The 14,904-nt window shown below is 63.0% G+C and carries 10 protein-coding genes and 1 CRISPR repeat array; of the genes, 9 read left to right on the forward strand and 1 reads right to left on the reverse strand.

Annotated elements, in window-relative coordinates:
* Positions 1 to 4: 4 nt before the first annotated feature.
* The 9 genes from cas5c to RVAN_RS06170 all read left to right on the forward strand — a co-directional run bounded on the left by cas5c (position 5) and on the right by RVAN_RS06170 (position 13,751).
* Positions 5 to 703, forward strand: coding sequence for a type I-C CRISPR-associated protein Cas5c (cas5c, locus tag RVAN_RS06130; protein ID WP_013418889.1), 699 nt, complete (start codon positions 5 to 7; stop codon positions 701 to 703).
* Positions 700 to 2,469, forward strand: a complete 1,770-nt coding sequence (gene cas8c, locus RVAN_RS06135; protein WP_013418890.1) for a type I-C CRISPR-associated protein Cas8c/Csd1 — start codon at positions 700 to 702, stop codon at positions 2,467 to 2,469. Before cas5c ends, cas8c begins: the two co-directional genes overlap by 4 nt.
* Positions 2,466 to 3,425 carry a type I-C CRISPR-associated protein Cas7/Csd2 gene (gene cas7c, locus RVAN_RS06140; RefSeq protein WP_013418891.1) on the forward strand — a complete coding sequence of 320 codons (960 nt, stop codon included), beginning with the start codon at positions 2,466 to 2,468 and terminating at the stop codon, positions 3,423 to 3,425. Before cas8c ends, cas7c begins: the two co-directional genes overlap by 4 nt.
* A complete protein-coding gene (cas4, locus tag RVAN_RS06145) occupies positions 3,353 to 4,093 on the forward strand; it encodes a CRISPR-associated protein Cas4 (protein WP_081449403.1) in 741 nt (246 codons plus the stop codon). The genes cas7c and cas4 overlap by 73 nt, the downstream gene beginning before the upstream one ends.
* Positions 4,090 to 5,124 (forward strand): type I-C CRISPR-associated endonuclease Cas1c, encoded by a 1,035-nt coding sequence (cas1c, locus tag RVAN_RS06150; RefSeq protein ID WP_013418893.1) that lies wholly within the window; start codon positions 4,090 to 4,092, stop codon positions 5,122 to 5,124. Before cas4 ends, cas1c begins: the two co-directional genes overlap by 4 nt.
* 9 nt (positions 5,125 to 5,133) lie before the next feature.
* Positions 5,134 to 5,424 (forward strand): CRISPR-associated endonuclease Cas2, encoded by a 291-nt coding sequence (gene cas2, locus RVAN_RS06155; protein WP_013418894.1) that lies wholly within the window; start codon positions 5,134 to 5,136, stop codon positions 5,422 to 5,424.
* Positions 5,425 to 5,649: 225 nt separating this feature from the next.
* Positions 5,650 to 10,589: direct repeats of the CRISPR family, unit length 32 nt; unit sequence GTCGCTCCCCGTGCGGGAGCGTGGATCGAAAC.
* 302 nt (positions 10,590 to 10,891) lie between these two features.
* The gene (locus RVAN_RS06160; protein ID WP_013418895.1) at positions 10,892 to 11,686 is read left to right on the forward strand and encodes an ABC transporter ATP-binding protein; all 795 of its coding nucleotides are present in this window, start codon (positions 10,892 to 10,894) and stop codon (positions 11,684 to 11,686) included.
* Positions 11,683 to 12,696: a FecCD family ABC transporter permease gene (locus RVAN_RS06165; RefSeq protein ID WP_013418896.1), complete on the forward strand. Its 1,014-nt coding sequence runs from the start codon at positions 11,683 to 11,685 to the stop codon at positions 12,694 to 12,696. Before RVAN_RS06160 ends, RVAN_RS06165 begins: the two co-directional genes overlap by 4 nt.
* Complete coding sequence (locus RVAN_RS06170) at positions 12,693 to 13,751, forward strand: FecCD family ABC transporter permease (RefSeq protein ID WP_013418897.1); 1,059 nt, start codon at positions 12,693 to 12,695, stop codon at positions 13,749 to 13,751. Before RVAN_RS06165 ends, RVAN_RS06170 begins: the two co-directional genes overlap by 4 nt.
* 134 nt (positions 13,752 to 13,885) lie before the next feature.
* Here the strand turns inward: RVAN_RS06170 and RVAN_RS06175 are convergent, their stop codons facing one another.
* The gene (locus tag RVAN_RS06175; protein WP_013418898.1) at positions 13,886 to 14,836 is read right to left on the reverse strand and encodes an ABC transporter substrate-binding protein; all 951 of its coding nucleotides are present in this window, start codon (positions 14,834 to 14,836) and stop codon (positions 13,886 to 13,888) included.
* Between the last annotated feature and the right edge of the window lie 68 nt (positions 14,837 to 14,904).

A 14,904-nucleotide genomic window follows, 5' to 3' on the forward strand; every position in this document is an offset into this window, starting at 1 on the left:
CCAAATGCCCTACGGCATCCGACTATTAGTATCCGGCGAACGTGCCTGCTTTACGCGCCCCGAGATGAAAGTGGAGCGCGTCTCCTATGATGTGATGACGCCGTCTGCTGCGCGCGGCATCCTCGAAGCCATTCACTGGAAGCCCGCAATCCGCTGGATCGTCGATGAGATCCACGTGCTGAAGACGATCCGCTTTCAGTCGATCCGGCGCAACGAGGTGGGCCACAAGGTGCCGGCTGGCAGGATCAAACAGGCGATGAACCGGGGCGATCTGGGCGACTTGCAGATTGTGGTGGACGAGGATCGCCAGCGGCGCGCCGCGACCGTTCTGGTCGACGTCGCCTACGTGATCGCCACGCATTTCGAACTGACCGAGCGCGCTGGCCCCGATGACAATGAGGGCAAGCACCTCGATATCTTCAACCGCCGTGCCGAGCGCGGCCAGTGCTTCCATCAACCATGCCTCGGCACGCGCGAGTTCGACGCTCGCTTCGAGCTTCTGTCACCGGATGCGCCGACGCCCCTAGCCGCTTCGGAACACCGTACGTCCGCGCTTGGTTTCGGCGCGCCGCGCGACCTCGGCTTCATGCTGTTCGACATCGACCACGCCGCCCCCGGTCGCCCGTCGCTTTTCTTCCGCGCCGAGCTCCGGGACGGTGTGATGACGGTGCCGCATCCCGACGCGCCGGAGGTACGCCGATGAGCATTCTCGCTTCGCTTGCCAAGGCCTACGGGCGGCTGCCCGACGCGCCGCCTTTCGGGTTCTCGTCCGAGAAGATCGGCTTTCTTATCTCGCTCAACGAGGACGGCACGGTGGCCTGCCCGCCGGTCGACCTGCGCCAAGACGACAAGAAGCGGACGCCGCGCACAGTCGCGGTTCCGGCCTCTTTCAAACGCCCTGGGATCACTCCCCGTTCGTTTTTCCTTTGGGACAATAGTGCCTATGCGCTGGGAGTGACAGGCGCCGAGAGCAAGGATGCCGCTTCTCGGCACAAAGTATTTTGCGAGTGCCACCTGGGAGCGCTTCGAGATACGACTGATCCTGGGCTCAAAGCTCTCGTCATTTTCTTGAAGACGTGGTTCCCCCGCCGTTTCGACGAATATGGCTGGCCAGAAGAGATGAAGGACCAGAACATCATCTTCTGTCTTGAAGCCGACCGAAGGGCGAATATCTGGTTGCACGACCGACCGGCGGCAAAGGCGCTGTGCGCGCGGCTTTCAGCAGAGGGCGCCAAATCGGAAGCGGTTTGCCTCATTTCCGGCCAGCGCGCGCCCGTTGCAAGGCTGCATCCGGCGATCAAGGGCGTTTGGGGGGCACAGTCGGCGGGCGCCTCCATCGTTTCATTCAATCTCGACGCCTTCAGTTCTTACGGCCACGAGCAGGGTGATAACGCTCCGGTGTCCGAAGCGGCCACATTCGCCTACACGACCGCGCTGAACCGCTTCCTGGAAAAGGACAGCGGGCACCGCATTCAGATCGGCGATGCGTCCGTCGTCTTTTGGGCCGATGCGTCCGCCGCGAAGGCCGCCGAAGCCGAAAATATCTTTGCCGGTTTCTGGGATGATAGCGGCGACGAACCGCTCGGCGTCGATGAAGGAACACAGGCGCAGATCGTCGGCGCAAGGCTGAAGCAAATCCGCAATGGCGAGCCGCTCAGGAACGTCGCACCCGACCTAGCCGAAGGGGTTCGCTTTTACGTCCTCGCGCTGGCGCCCAACGCCGCGCGCCTCTCCATCCGCTTCTACTTCGAGGACGATTTCGGCGCCATCGCCGCAAATTATCAGCGCTTTCTCGCCGACATGCAGATCGAGCCGCCGCCCCGCGACGGCCAGCCAGCGCTGTGGAAATATCTCGCTGAAACCGCCGTGCTCAAGAAGCGCGAGAACGTGCCACCCAATCTCGCCGGCGAATGGATGCGCGCGATCCTCGGCGGGACCCGCTATCCGCAGACGCTGCTCGCGACCGTGCTGATGCGTCTTCGCGCCGACAAGGACGTCAACGCGCTTCGGGTGGCGATCTTGAAGGCGCTCCTCATTCGTAATAACAACAGGAAGGATACGCCCGTGGCCTTGAAGCCCGATTATCCAAGCAAAGGCTATCAGCTTGGCCGCCTGTTCGCTGTCTACGAGCGCATCCAGTCGGACGCTCTTGGCGCCAAGGTGAACGCCACCATCAAGGACAAGTTCTACGGTTCTGCCTCGGCGCAACCCCGCAAGGTTTTCGGACTGCTGGAGAAGGGCTCAGCCAATCATCTGAGCAAGATCGGCAAGCAGTCGCCGGGTCGCAAGGTCAACCTCGAAAAGCTTGTGGGAGAAATCATGGGAGCGATGGACCCGTCCGCCGACCCCTTCCCGAACGCCTTGTCGGCTGAAGATCAGGCCCTTTTCGGCCTCGGCTACTACCACCAGCGCAACGAATTTTTCAAATCCACCAAGAACGGTACGCCCGTCGAGGAGACCGCCCCATGACCGCCATCGCCAATCGCTACGATTTCGTCCTGTTGTTCGATGTTACCCGCGGCAATCCCAATGGCGACCCCGATGCGGGGAACATGCCGCGCATCGACCCGGAGACCAATTTCGGTCTCGTCTCCGACGTCAGCCTGAAGCGCAAGATCCGCAATTATGTCGAACTCGCCCATCGCGGCGAGGAAGGTCGACATATCTATGTGCAGGAAAGCTCAATCTTGAACGAGCAACACCGCAAAGCCTACAAGGCGGTGGCTCCCTACAAGGACGACCCGAAGACCGACAAGGCCGCCAAGCTCAATCCCAGGACCGATGATGAGGCGCACGCGCTCACCGCGTGGATGTGTGCCAACTTCTATGACGTCAGAACCTTCGGCGCGGTCATGTCGACCGGCATCAACTGTGGGCAGGTGCGCGGCCCCGTGCAAATCGCCTTCGCCCAGTCCATAGAACCTATCATCGCGCAGGAAATCTCCATCACGCGCATGGCCGCCACGAACGAAGCCGAAAAGAAGCAGAAGGCCGAGGGCGACGACAGCGTCGACCGCACCGACAACCGCACCATGGGGCGCAAACACATCGTGCCCTACGGTCTTTATCGTGCCCATGGCTTCATTTCGGCGAAGCTTGCCGAGCGGACCGGGTTCGACGAGGGCGATCTCGACCTGCTGTTCACTGCGCTCGCCGAAATGTTCGAACATGACCACTCCGCAGCACGCGGGGAGATGGCGAGCCGCAAGCTGATCGTATTCAAGCACAATACCGCGCTTGGCAAAGCATCCGCTCATGCCTTGTTCGAGCGCGTCCGCGTCGGCCGCAACATCGACGGCGAGTTCCGCGATGTCGATGACCGAAGGATCGACAACGCGCCGCCAGCCCGCAAATTCACCGACTACAAAGTGGAGATCGATCGCACCAATCTGCCAGACGGTGTCGAAATCATCGACCGGCTGTGACAGAGAACGATGGCTCCGGTTCGCTGATGGAAGAGCGGGAGCCGATCCCGCTCTCAGCATTGCAGCACGCCGTCTACTGTCTCCGCCAGGCGGCGCTGATCCATCTCGAACGTCTTTGGGAGGAGAACCGCTTCACAGCCGAAGGTCACGTGCTGCACGTCGCCGCCGATAAGCCAGGCGGTCGACGCGTTCGCGGCGTGCGGCGCGTGACGGCGCTTGCCATCGGCTCGTCGCGCCTCGGCATCGCAGGCGTCGCCGATCTCGTCGAGTTTCGTGCGGAGGGCGATCACGAGATTGCGTTTCCGGTGGAATACAAGCGCGGCAAGCCGAAGCCCCATCGGGCCGACGAGGTGCAGCTTTGCGCGCAAGCGCTTTGCCTCGAAGACATGACCGGGCACGCTGTGCCCATCGGAGCGCTTTTCTATGCCGAGACGAAACGGCGCGTCGAGGTCTCCTTCGACAACGATCTCAGGGCGCTGACGCTGTCCACCATCGAGGCGTTGCGAGATGTGTTCGCATCGCGCCTCACCCCATTGCCGACGCAGCAGCGCAGCCGCTGCCGCGCCTGCTCGCTCGCGGGTCTCTGCCAGCCGGAAATCGCCGGCCGCACCGTCCGCGACTGGCGGCGCCGAACGGTCGACCGCATGCTGGCGGGAGAAAGCCGATGAAGAAGCTGCTCAACACCGTCTACATCACCACCGAGGGAGCGAGCCTTCGCAAGGATGGCGAGAACCTCGTGGCGGAGGTGGACGGCGCGGAACGGGCGCGGGTGCCCTTCCATATGCTGTCTTCGTTGGTGCTCTTCGGCGCGATCTACATTTCGCCTGCGCTGATCGGTGCCTGCGCGGCTTCTGGGATAACCATTGTCCTTCTCGACCGTGCTGGCCGCTTTCAGGCTCGCGTGGAAGGGCCGGTGAGCGGCAACGTGCTTCTGCGCCGCGCGCAATATCGTGTCTCGGATGCGCCAGCGGAGATCGTCCGTTCGCTGGTGGTCGGCAAGATCGCCAACCAACGGGCCGTTTTGATGCGAGCCCTGCGCGATCACGGCGACGTGTTTGCAGTCGAACGAAGAGCCGCCATCGAAGGTGTCGTCGATCGACTTGCGCATATCGTCGCCCGCGTCGAGCGGAAGGACGACGGCGCCGATGCGATGCGCGGCTCCGAGGGCGAAGCGGCTCATCTCTATTTCTCGGTCTTCGGCGATCTGATCCTCAGTCCGTCCCCTGATCTTCGTTGGCGCGGGCGGTCGCGCAGGCCGCCGCTCGATCCCATCAATGCATTGCTATCTTTTCTGTACGCGCTCCTGACCCACGACTGCCGCTCGGCTGCGGAGGCCATCGGCCTCGATCCGGCCGTCGGCTTCCTGCACCGAGACCGTCCGGGGCGGCCATCGCTCGCTCTCGACCTCATGGAAGAATTGCGGCCGGTGCTGGCTGACCGGCTGGCGCTTTCGCTGATCAACCGCCAGCAGCTTCAGGCCAGCGATTTCGTGACCGAGGACAGCGGCGCAGTCCGCCTCAAGGACGACGCCCGTAAAGTTGTCCTGACCGCGTGGCAGGAGCGCAAGAAAGACGAGCGCGTGCATCCTTTCCTCGACGAAAAGGCACCGCTTGGCCTCGTGCCCTATTTGCAGACGCAAATGCTCGCCCGCCATCTGAGAGGCGACATCGACGCTTATCCGCCCTGGTTCTGGAAATAGGAGGCGCGCTTGCTTGTGCTGGTGACCTACGACGTCAACACGATCGAAGGCGACGGCAAGGCGCGCCTCAGATCGGTGGCCAAGGCTTGCCGCGATTTCGGCCAGCGCGTGCAGTTCTCCGTCTTCGAGATCGAGGTCGATCCCGCACAGTGGACGCGCCTGAAGGCGCGGCTTGAAGCCATCATCGACCCCAAGCACGACAGCCTGCGCTATTATCATCTCGGGGCGAACTGGCGGCACAAGGTGGAGCATGTCGGCGCCAAGCCGGCCGCCGACCTTGGCGGTACGCTCATCGTTTGATGAGATATCAGCTGCGCTGGCTCAAACCGTCGGTCAGCGCCTCTAACGGCGCGAACCTCAAGCGTGCCATCATTTACCGGCACGTTCGCGCAAGATCAGCTCTTTGAAATCGTGAGTAATCCCTTTCTGGTGAGGGGAAGCATGCGCCCAATCTTGCTCCGTGACCGGAGGTTCGCGCTTATCGTCGGCTTTCGAAAGTCGTGCCAATGCGTTAATTAGATGACAGTCGCTCCCCGTGCGGGAGCGTGGATCGAAACGCCGTGTTCGGCGTCGGATATAGGCGCAGCGCTCGTCGCTCCCCGTGCGGGAGCGTGGATCGAAACTGGGTGCCGTCGATGTCATGTGGGAGGTGAAAAGTCGCTCCCCGTGCGGGAGCGTGGATCGAAACTGCATCAACCTTTACAAGCTTTCGCAGCGTGCTCGTCGCTCCCCGTGCGGGAGCGTGGATCGAAACGACGCCAAGCTCATGCAAGTGCAGGACACGGCCTGGTCGCTCCCCGTGCGGGAGCGTGGATCGAAACGCCTGAATGCGGAGCACCTTGCGGCTCTGCTTGTGGTCGCTCCCCGTGCGGGAGCGTGGATCGAAACGTCAAACGTCGCCCATGTCGTCGGATCGCTCACAGTCGCTCCCCGTGCGGGAGCGTGGATCGAAACATTTCAAAGCCGTCATCCTCGCTCGTGTAAAACTGTCGCTCCCCGTGCGGGAGCGTGGATCGAAACAACATTCAGGGTATGATCGAGCTCTAACTTGTCGCGTCGCTCCCCGTGCGGGAGCGTGGATCGAAACAGGCCAGAGCGCTTGGCCTCTGTCATCGATGGCGGTCGCTCCCCGTGCGGGAGCGTGGATCGAAACGATGGGGATTAGTACCAAATCGGTGTCACATCGGTCGCTCCCCGTGCGGGAGCGTGGATCGAAACGCGCGACAGACAGGAAAAGACCTGTCAACAATGTCGTCGCTCCCCGTGCGGGAGCGTGGATCGAAACGCAGCCGGATACCCCGTCGCGGCGCTACTGGCGGTGTCGCTCCCCGTGCGGGAGCGTGGATCGAAACAGTTTAAAAAGAGTGCTTGATACTGTTTGCGAAGTCGCTCCCCGTGCGGGAGCGTGGATCGAAACGCCTCGAATGTCGCGCCATCACGCGTGAATGAGAAGTCGCTCCCCGTGCGGGAGCGTGGATCGAAACTGATACCGCCGCTCATGCCGCCAGCCTCATGACGGTCGCTCCCCGTGCGGGAGCGTGGATCGAAACATCAAACACAAGGCCCCGAACCGCGCCGCTTTCCAGTCGCTCCCCGTGCGGGAGCGTGGATCGAAACAATGCTCCGCAGTCGTGTAAAGCTGACGATACAGTCGCTCCCCGTGCGGGAGCGTGGATCGAAACCGTGAAACATGGCGCGCGGTTGAGCAAGCGCTATCGTCGCTCCCCGTGCGGGAGCGTGGATCGAAACACGCATGAACCAGTCGGCCACAAGACGATCGCGGTCGCTCCCCGTGCGGGAGCGTGGATCGAAACAAGCTGCTGGTGGGCGGAAAGACCGGCGCCTTCGGTCGCTCCCCGTGCGGGAGCGTGGATCGAAACGCTAACTCCAGGACCCGTAGCGGCCAAATAAAACGTCGCTCCCCGTGCGGGAGCGTGGATCGAAACCCGCTCCAAAGCTACCATCTCAGCCGCCCGTTTCATGTCGCTCCCCGTGCGGGAGCGTGGATCGAAACATGGCAGGCGTCACGACGCGCATGCGCGAAGGCTCAGGTCGCTCCCCGTGCGGGAGCGTGGATCGAAACCTACCCCTTTCCTCGTAAAACGCGTACCCGTGATGTCGCTCCCCGTGCGGGAGCGTGGATCGAAACTGGTCGACCGGGATAACGTGCGTTGGGGGCTGGACGTCGCTCCCCGTGCGGGAGCGTGGATCGAAACGCCGTTGTAGTTGCTGTCCAGCACTTCCCCCAGGTGTCGCTCCCCGTGCGGGAGCGTGGATCGAAACACGCTTGGCCTCCTGATCCTCTGCCGCGACGGCTCGTCGCTCCCCGTGCGGGAGCGTGGATCGAAACGCTTTGGGCCTGCTCTCCGTCTATGAGCACTATAGTCGCTCCCCGTGCGGGAGCGTGGATCGAAACGGCGACATCGGGCAACTCGACCGTCTGCCCGGCGGTCGCTCCCCGTGCGGGAGCGTGGATTGAAACATCGCGCGTAACAGTCACACGGTCAGGGTGTCGCGGTCGCTCCCCGTGCGGGAGCGTGGATCGAAACCCCTTGGATCGCGATTTTCTCATGTGGCGGATAATGTCGCTCCCCGTGCGGGAGCGTGGATCGAAACTCTTTGGAAATGACGCAATCCGCCCTCGCCGCCAGTCGCTCCCCGTGCGGGAGCGTGGATCGAAACTCTTTGGAAATGACGCAATCCGCCCTCGCCGCCAGTCGCTCCCCGTGCGGGAGCGTGGATCGAAACGCTATCGCCGCATAGTAGGCCGCGATTTTGTCCGCGTCGCTCCCCGTGCGGGAGCGTGGATCGAAACATCAGTTTGCCCTCCGCTTGGCTTCTTCTTCTCGCGTCGCTCCCCGTGCGGGAGCGTGGATCGAAACCACGGCATGCGCGGGAAATCACGCTGCACCTGTGGTCGCTCCCCGTGCGGGAGCGTGGATCGAAACACGCCAAGCTGATCGAACGGATAGGCCTCGCCACGTCGCTCCCCGTGCGGGAGCGTGGATCGAAACGACGCGAGCATAACACGCGCCGCCTTGGCGCGGGGTCGCTCCCCGTGCGGGAGCGTGGATCGAAACCTCGCGATGGCCGCGATTAAACAGGCGTTGCAATGTCGCTCCCCGTGCGGGAGCGTGGATCGAAACGGCGGTTTGCGCGGCATCGCCTGTATAGGCCAGAGTCGCTCCCCGTGCGGGAGCGTGGATCGAAACGCACTGTTTACGAGTGTGCTATAGATCCGACACTGTCGCTCCCCGTGCGGGAGCGTGGATCGAAACACGTTGAAGGTCTTGTCTGCGTCTTCGCCGTCGTGTCGCTCCCCGTGCGGGAGCGTGGATCGAAACGCAGTCGTGGCGATGTACATGGGCACCACCACAGTCGCTCCCCGTGCGGGAGCGTGGATCGAAACTCCGACAAGGCGCGCGCCGTCATCGTTGTGCGCTCGTCGCTCCCCGTGCGGGAGCGTGGATCGAAACGGCAGATCGTCAAGATTTAAGTCTTCGCTCATTGGTCGCTCCCCGTGCGGGAGCGTGGATCGAAACTTTTCCCCGAGCGGAAACTTGCATTGGCCGTGGAGTCGCTCCCCGTGCGGGAGCGTGGATCGAAACGCGCGTCATGAGGCGCGGCGCGTTATCGCCGCCACCGTCGCTCCCCGTGCGGGAGCGTGGATCGAAACGTCGCCTGTACGCTCGTGAGCAACTTCTGAGCCGCAGTCGCTCCCCGTGCGGGAGCGTGGATCGAAACACCAGAAGAACCGCGCCGGACGCCGCGCCGTCGCGCGTCGCTCCCCGTGCGGGAGCGTGGATCGAAACTAACCGTTAAATCCGCGAGAAAACCCGGCGGCCGCGGTCGCTCCCCGTGCGGGAGCGTGGATCGAAACTACCGAGGATACGGTTTAGCTCTTGATGAGGCATGGTCGCTCCCCGTGCGGGAGCGTGGATCGAAACTTTTATGGAGGGAGACCGATGGCTTTGAGCCCGGTCGCTCCCCGTGCGGGAGCGTGGATCGAAACCACGCAAGTGTGCGGCTACCGGTGGCGTCCTGTGTCGCTCCCCGTGCGGGAGCGTGGATCGAAACCACTTCAGCGGCTGCAAGAGGATGTGCTCAGGCGGTCGCTCCCCGTGCGGGAGCGTGGATCGAAACAACAGCCTGTCGCCATAGAGGTTGAGCAGCCGCGTCGCTCCCCGTGCGGGAGCGTGGATCGAAACCTCTGCGAGTACAAGGGCAATAGAGCGGCGGCGGGTCGCTCCCCGTGCGGGAGCGTGGATCGAAACATCAGGGCGATTGCGTCACTCAGCGCGTTGTGCGGGTCGCTCCCCGTGCGGGAGCGTGGATCGAAACTGTCAACATCACGCAGGCCCCGGCAGTTGCCGGGTCGCTCCCCGTGCGGGAGCGTGGATCGAAACTTGACCTGCGGATTGAAGATGGACCGAGCCACGACGTCGCTCCCCGTGCGGGAGCGTGGATCGAAACTGCATTCAGCGCGGCAAGCTCCTGAGGCGACAAGGTCGCTCCCCGTGCGGGAGCGTGGATCGAAACGCAGGCGTATACGTCACCTGTGCAGGCGCGGCGGGTCGCTCCCCGTGCGGGAGCGTGGATCGAAACGCCCTTGGCCATCTCACTGGCGACCGACGTCACGAGTCGCTCCCCGTGCGGGAGCGTGGATCGAAACCGGTCACACGGTACAAAGGGCTGGCGCAAGGGTTGTCGCTCCCCGTGCGGGAGCGTGGATCGAAACGGCAGTTCAGCCGCGACCGTCCGCTGGAAGGCGGCGTCGCTCCCCGTGCGGGAGCGTGGATCGAAACCGATCATCCTTGACATCATCGCCAAATCTCTTGGGTCGCTCCCCGTGCGGGAGCGTGGATCGAAACTTTCTTGTGTCGGCTCAATTGCCGTTAGATAGCGTCGCTCCCCGTGCGGGAGCGTGGATCGAAACAACTACAGCGTGGCAATGAGCGTGACTGAATATGTCGCTCCCCGTGCGGGAGCGTGGATCGAAACTGTACTTGAGCACAGGTTTTGTGGCGAAACCGCCAGTCGCTCCCCGTGCGGGAGCGTGGATCGAAACACCAGACGACGCGACAACATACGCGCGCGTGCTTGTCGCTCCCCGTGCGGGAGCGTGGATCGAAACGCAGCACTCATGCGAGCCAGCTTGAACCGCTGCGGTCGCTCCCCTTGCGGGAGCGTGGATCGAAACACCAGACGACGCGACAACATACGCGCGCGTGCTTGTCGCTCCCCGTGCGGGAGCGTGGATCGAAACGCAGCACTCATGCGAGCCAGCTTGAACCGCTGCGGTCGCTCCCCTTGCGGGAGCGTGGATCGAAACGTGATGATGAAACCCCTTGGTGCGCGACGTTCGTGTCGCTCCCCGTGCGGGAGCGTGGATCGAAACCCGTTTTAGCGATGTTGATTGACGGCGCTTTAGCTGTCGCTCCCCGCGCGGGAGCGTGGATCGAAACGGCCGTGACGCATCCAACCTCGCGCAAGCCCGCGTCGCTTTTGGCGCGCTATTCTGTCTGGTAATAAGCCCCTTGAAGTCGATGGTGACCCTCCAGCCTGCGAATGGTGAGCGCCGTTTTCGAAATATTCATAGGTTTGCTTCATTCGGCTTGGAATTATTATAAATTTAACTTCTGTAACGCAAATGCAATCCATCGGATTGCTTTCCCTCATGCCCAATAAGCTACGAATATCCTTGTGAGGTAACTTCGACCTGATCTACCTTGGGCCTTGCGAGAATTCGGAAGATCACGGAGATCGAATGCCGGTGCTCAGGGTAACAAATGTCACAGCGGGTTATGGCCGGCTCGTCGTCCTGCATGCGTTGTCAGCGAACTTTGGGCGTGGCCGGGTGACGGCGTTGGTCGGGCCAAACGGCTGCGGCAAGTCCACGCTTCTGAAGGCCATCATGGGGTTCCTGCCTGCAAGCGGTGGCGAGATCCTGATCGAGGGTCAGCCCATCAGGCTGATCGGGCGCAAGGCGCTCGCCAAGCGGATCGCCTACCTGCCGCAGGAGTGCCAATGTCCCGACTACATGACGCTCGGCGAGTTGATCGAACTGGCGGGATACTCGCGCTATTCGCTCGTCGGCGGCCCGTCAGCGCGCGACCGGCAGCTTTTCGCGGAGATCCTCGACCTCGTCGGTCTTGCGGATAAGGCCGGGTGCCAGGTCAATTCCTTGTCCGGCGGTCAGCGGCAGCGGGCCTGGATTGCCATGGTGCTGGCCCAGGAGGCGGACGTCATCCTGATGGACGAGCCGGTGAACCATCTCGACATGAAATATCAATATGCGGTGCTCGGTCTCGTGCGCGAGCTTTCGGCGCGCCATGGCAAGACCGTGATCGTCGTGCTGCACGATCTCAATCTGGCGTCGGCCTTCGCCGATGACGTCGTGATGCTGCGCGATGGCAAGGTCGTGGCCGCGGGGCCTGCGCAGGAAATCATGACGGCGGCGAACGTGGAGCGGGCATTTGATTTTGAAGCCGACATCTTCTCGCGTGACGGACGCGTCGTCTGCCTGCCGCGCATGTCGCACGCGGAAGCGGTCGCGGCATGACGCGGCGGAGCCGCGTTCTCGCGAGCACGCCTCTTGTCCTCGCACTCGCATTCCTCGCCAATATATCCCTCGGTCCCGGCTCCATTTCTCCAGCCGATGCGATCGGCGCGCTTTTTCGCATGGAAGCCGACAGTTATGAAGGGGCCGTTGTCCTCTACCAGCGGCTTCCGCGCGCGCTCATCGCGATCTACGTCGGCGCCACCATGGCGGTGAGCGGCGCGGTGCTGCAAGGGCTTGTGCGCAATCCGCTCGCCTCGCCCTCGACGCTTGGCATGAACGCGGGCGCGACAGTCTTCGTCGTCGCCGGTGCCTATCTTTTCGATTTCGGCATGACGGCGCAGGGAATTGCCGCGCTTGTCGGGGCACTTTTCGGGTTTTTCGCCTGCGTCGCCATCGCGCGACTGGCCGGCGGCTCGGCTGATCCGCGCGGACTCGCCCTCATTCTATCGGGAGCGCTCGTGTCGATCCTTTTCATCTGCATCGCGAATGCGTTCCTGCTGTCGGACCCGGCTCGGCGTATGGATTTCCTCGGCTGGGTGACGGGCAACATCAACCATGTCTACGGCGACCGCCTTTACGCATTCTGGTGGATCGGCGCCGCAGCGCTGGTGCTCCTCGCTGCGCTCTCCCGGTCCTTGACATTGATCCTTCTCGGCCATGAAAAGGCAGCTTCGGCGGGCGTGAGGGTCGATCTCGTCTCGAATCTCGCCATCGGAGCGACGGTTCTGGCCTCTGGATCGGCGGTCGCGATCTGCGGGCCGATCGGTTTCGTGGGGCTCGTCGTGCCGCATATCCTGCGTCCACTCGTCGGCTCCAATCTCTCAGCGCTCCTTCCCGCCTGCATGGTGACTGGGGCAAGCGTTTGTCTCCTCGCCGACCTTTGTGCACGCGCGGCCTTGCACCCTTATGTGCTGCACACCGGCGTCCTGATGGACCTGCTTGGCGGCCTGGTGTTCATCGTCATCGTGAGGCGGTTCTATCTGTCCGGCTCGGCGAGGGGGCTTGCATGAGGCGCGAGCGCGCGACCGACGGGAAGGCGGTGTTCCGTTTTTCGACCGGCCTCGAAATCCCGACGGGCAATTTGCTGGCCGCGTCCGGTCTCCTCGTTGCGGCAATTCTGCTCGCGGCGCTCTCGACAGGGCTCGGCAGGACAGACGCGGGAATTTCGGACCTCGTGCGCCTGTTCTTCGGTCGTGAAATGACCGACGAGCAGGTTTATGCCCTATGGACGGTGCGCCTGCCGCGAATCGTCATGGGCTTCATGGCGGGGTGGTGCGTTGCGCTCGCGGGCGCGATCCTGCAATCCATCGCACGCAATCCATTGGCCGACCCTGGCCTGTTCGGGCTGAGCCAGGGAGCCATGACGATGATCATGCTGCTCGCCGTCATCGCTCCCGGCGCACCCCGGGAATTTGTCGCGTTCGCTGCGATGGGAGGCGGGCTCGGCGTTGCGCTGCTGCTGATCTGGCTCGTAGGCGGCGAGCGGTCGAGCGGGCTTTCTATCCTGCTGATGGGCATCGCGATTCAAACCGTACTCTCGTCGGTCGACGCGCTCCTTCTCCTCTATACCCCGCCCGAAACCTCCTATGCCTTGTCCGACTGGATAGCGGGCTCGCTGTTCGGCGCGAGTTGGCCGGGGATCGCGAGCTTTGCGGTCGTCTTCGTTGCAAGCCTCGTCGGTATTTTTTTCGCCGGGCGCGCGCTTCAGGCCTACGATCTCGGAAGCGAGATGGCGATGGCGCTGGGCGAGCCGGTCGGCCGGTCCCGGCCAGTGTTCCTCGTGTTCGCCGTGATGCTGGCCGCGTCGGCCGTCACTGCCGTTGGTCCGCTGACATTCCTCGGAGTGCTGGCCCCGCATCTCGCGGGCTTCATATCCCCCGCAGTCGGTCGGCCGCGGCTACTGCTGTCCGGGCTGATGGGCGGCATTCTCGTCGTGGCGGCGGATGCTCTCGCTCGCAGCTTGCTCGGCAATCTTCCCCTGCCGATCGGCCTCAGCCTGACGCTTATTGGCGTGCCGCTTTTCATCGTCACGCTGTCCGTTTCAAGCAGGCGCAGGCGGGGATAGATGCGTTTAGCCTGAATTTCGCAGAAAAAGACGAAGCGTCGTGCCGTAATTGGACGGGGCACCCCGCGCGGTAGTTTTCTGTTGTCGAGCAGAGTCTTTGCGTCGATCGGGTCCAGGTCCAAACGCATGCCGATCTAGCGGCGCTTCTTCGCCCAGACCTCGATGGCGTCCAACGTGTGCAGCGCGCTCGCCACCGTCGGGGTCGTAACCTTCGACGAATCGAGAAACACCACATTTCCCTCGCGGACCGGCTTCGTGAACCGATCCCAACCCGGCACGATGCGGTCCAGGGCGGCGCGCGTTCCGGCTTCATCACGTGCGCCTATATAGGTGTTCATGACGATCAGAAGATCGGGGTTCGCCCGCGCGAAGACCTCGGGGTTCATCGGTGCGAGCAATGTCGAGCCCATGCCGGATGCGGACGATTGGGGCAGCTTCAGCGGCGTGTAGCCGAGATCCTCAATCGCCTGGATCGCGCCCGACATGTCGCCGACCGCGTTGAGCTGATCGGTGAGGAATACCGCGAGATAGGTCTTGCCGGTCGGATCAGTGGGCAGCACCTTTCGAACCGTCTCAAGGCGCGCGCGGTAGATTGCCATCCGCTCCGCGAACGCCTGCTGCCGACCGAGAAGGCGCGCGAGTTCTTCCTCGACGCGGATGCCGCGCGTCTTGCCGTTGCTGACCTTCTGGAGATAAACGGGCGCGACCGTCGAAAGCTGCGCCACCTTGTCGACGTCGATCTCCATCCCGATGATCAGGTCGGGGTTAAGCGCGCGCAGGCGTTCGAGGTCGACCTGTCCGAACGGTCCGATACCCCTCGGTTTGGGCAGTCCCATGCCGAGAACCGTGTCGATGAAATCGATGCTGACAAACTTGCCGTCATCGGTGCGGCCGTAACCGCCGACAACGCTGACGCCTAGGTCCATCAATGGCACGCCGAGCAGCGGCTCATGCATGACGACGATGCGCTTGGGTTCATCGGGGATCGTGACGGTTCTTCCGACGTCGTCGGTGACCGTGCGTTCTCCCGCGAAGGCGGCGGTGTTGATGGCGAAAACGAGCGCAAACAGGATCGGCAATCGCATGGATGGTCCCTTTTTTGAAACGAAGACGATCCGGGGCGCTCTGAGGCACTCCGGATCCTCCCTCTGAA

This window comes from Rhodomicrobium vannielii ATCC 17100 (assembly GCF_000166055.1).
In the GTDB taxonomy this organism is placed as follows: domain Bacteria; phylum Pseudomonadota; class Alphaproteobacteria; order Rhizobiales; family Rhodomicrobiaceae; genus Rhodomicrobium; species Rhodomicrobium vannielii.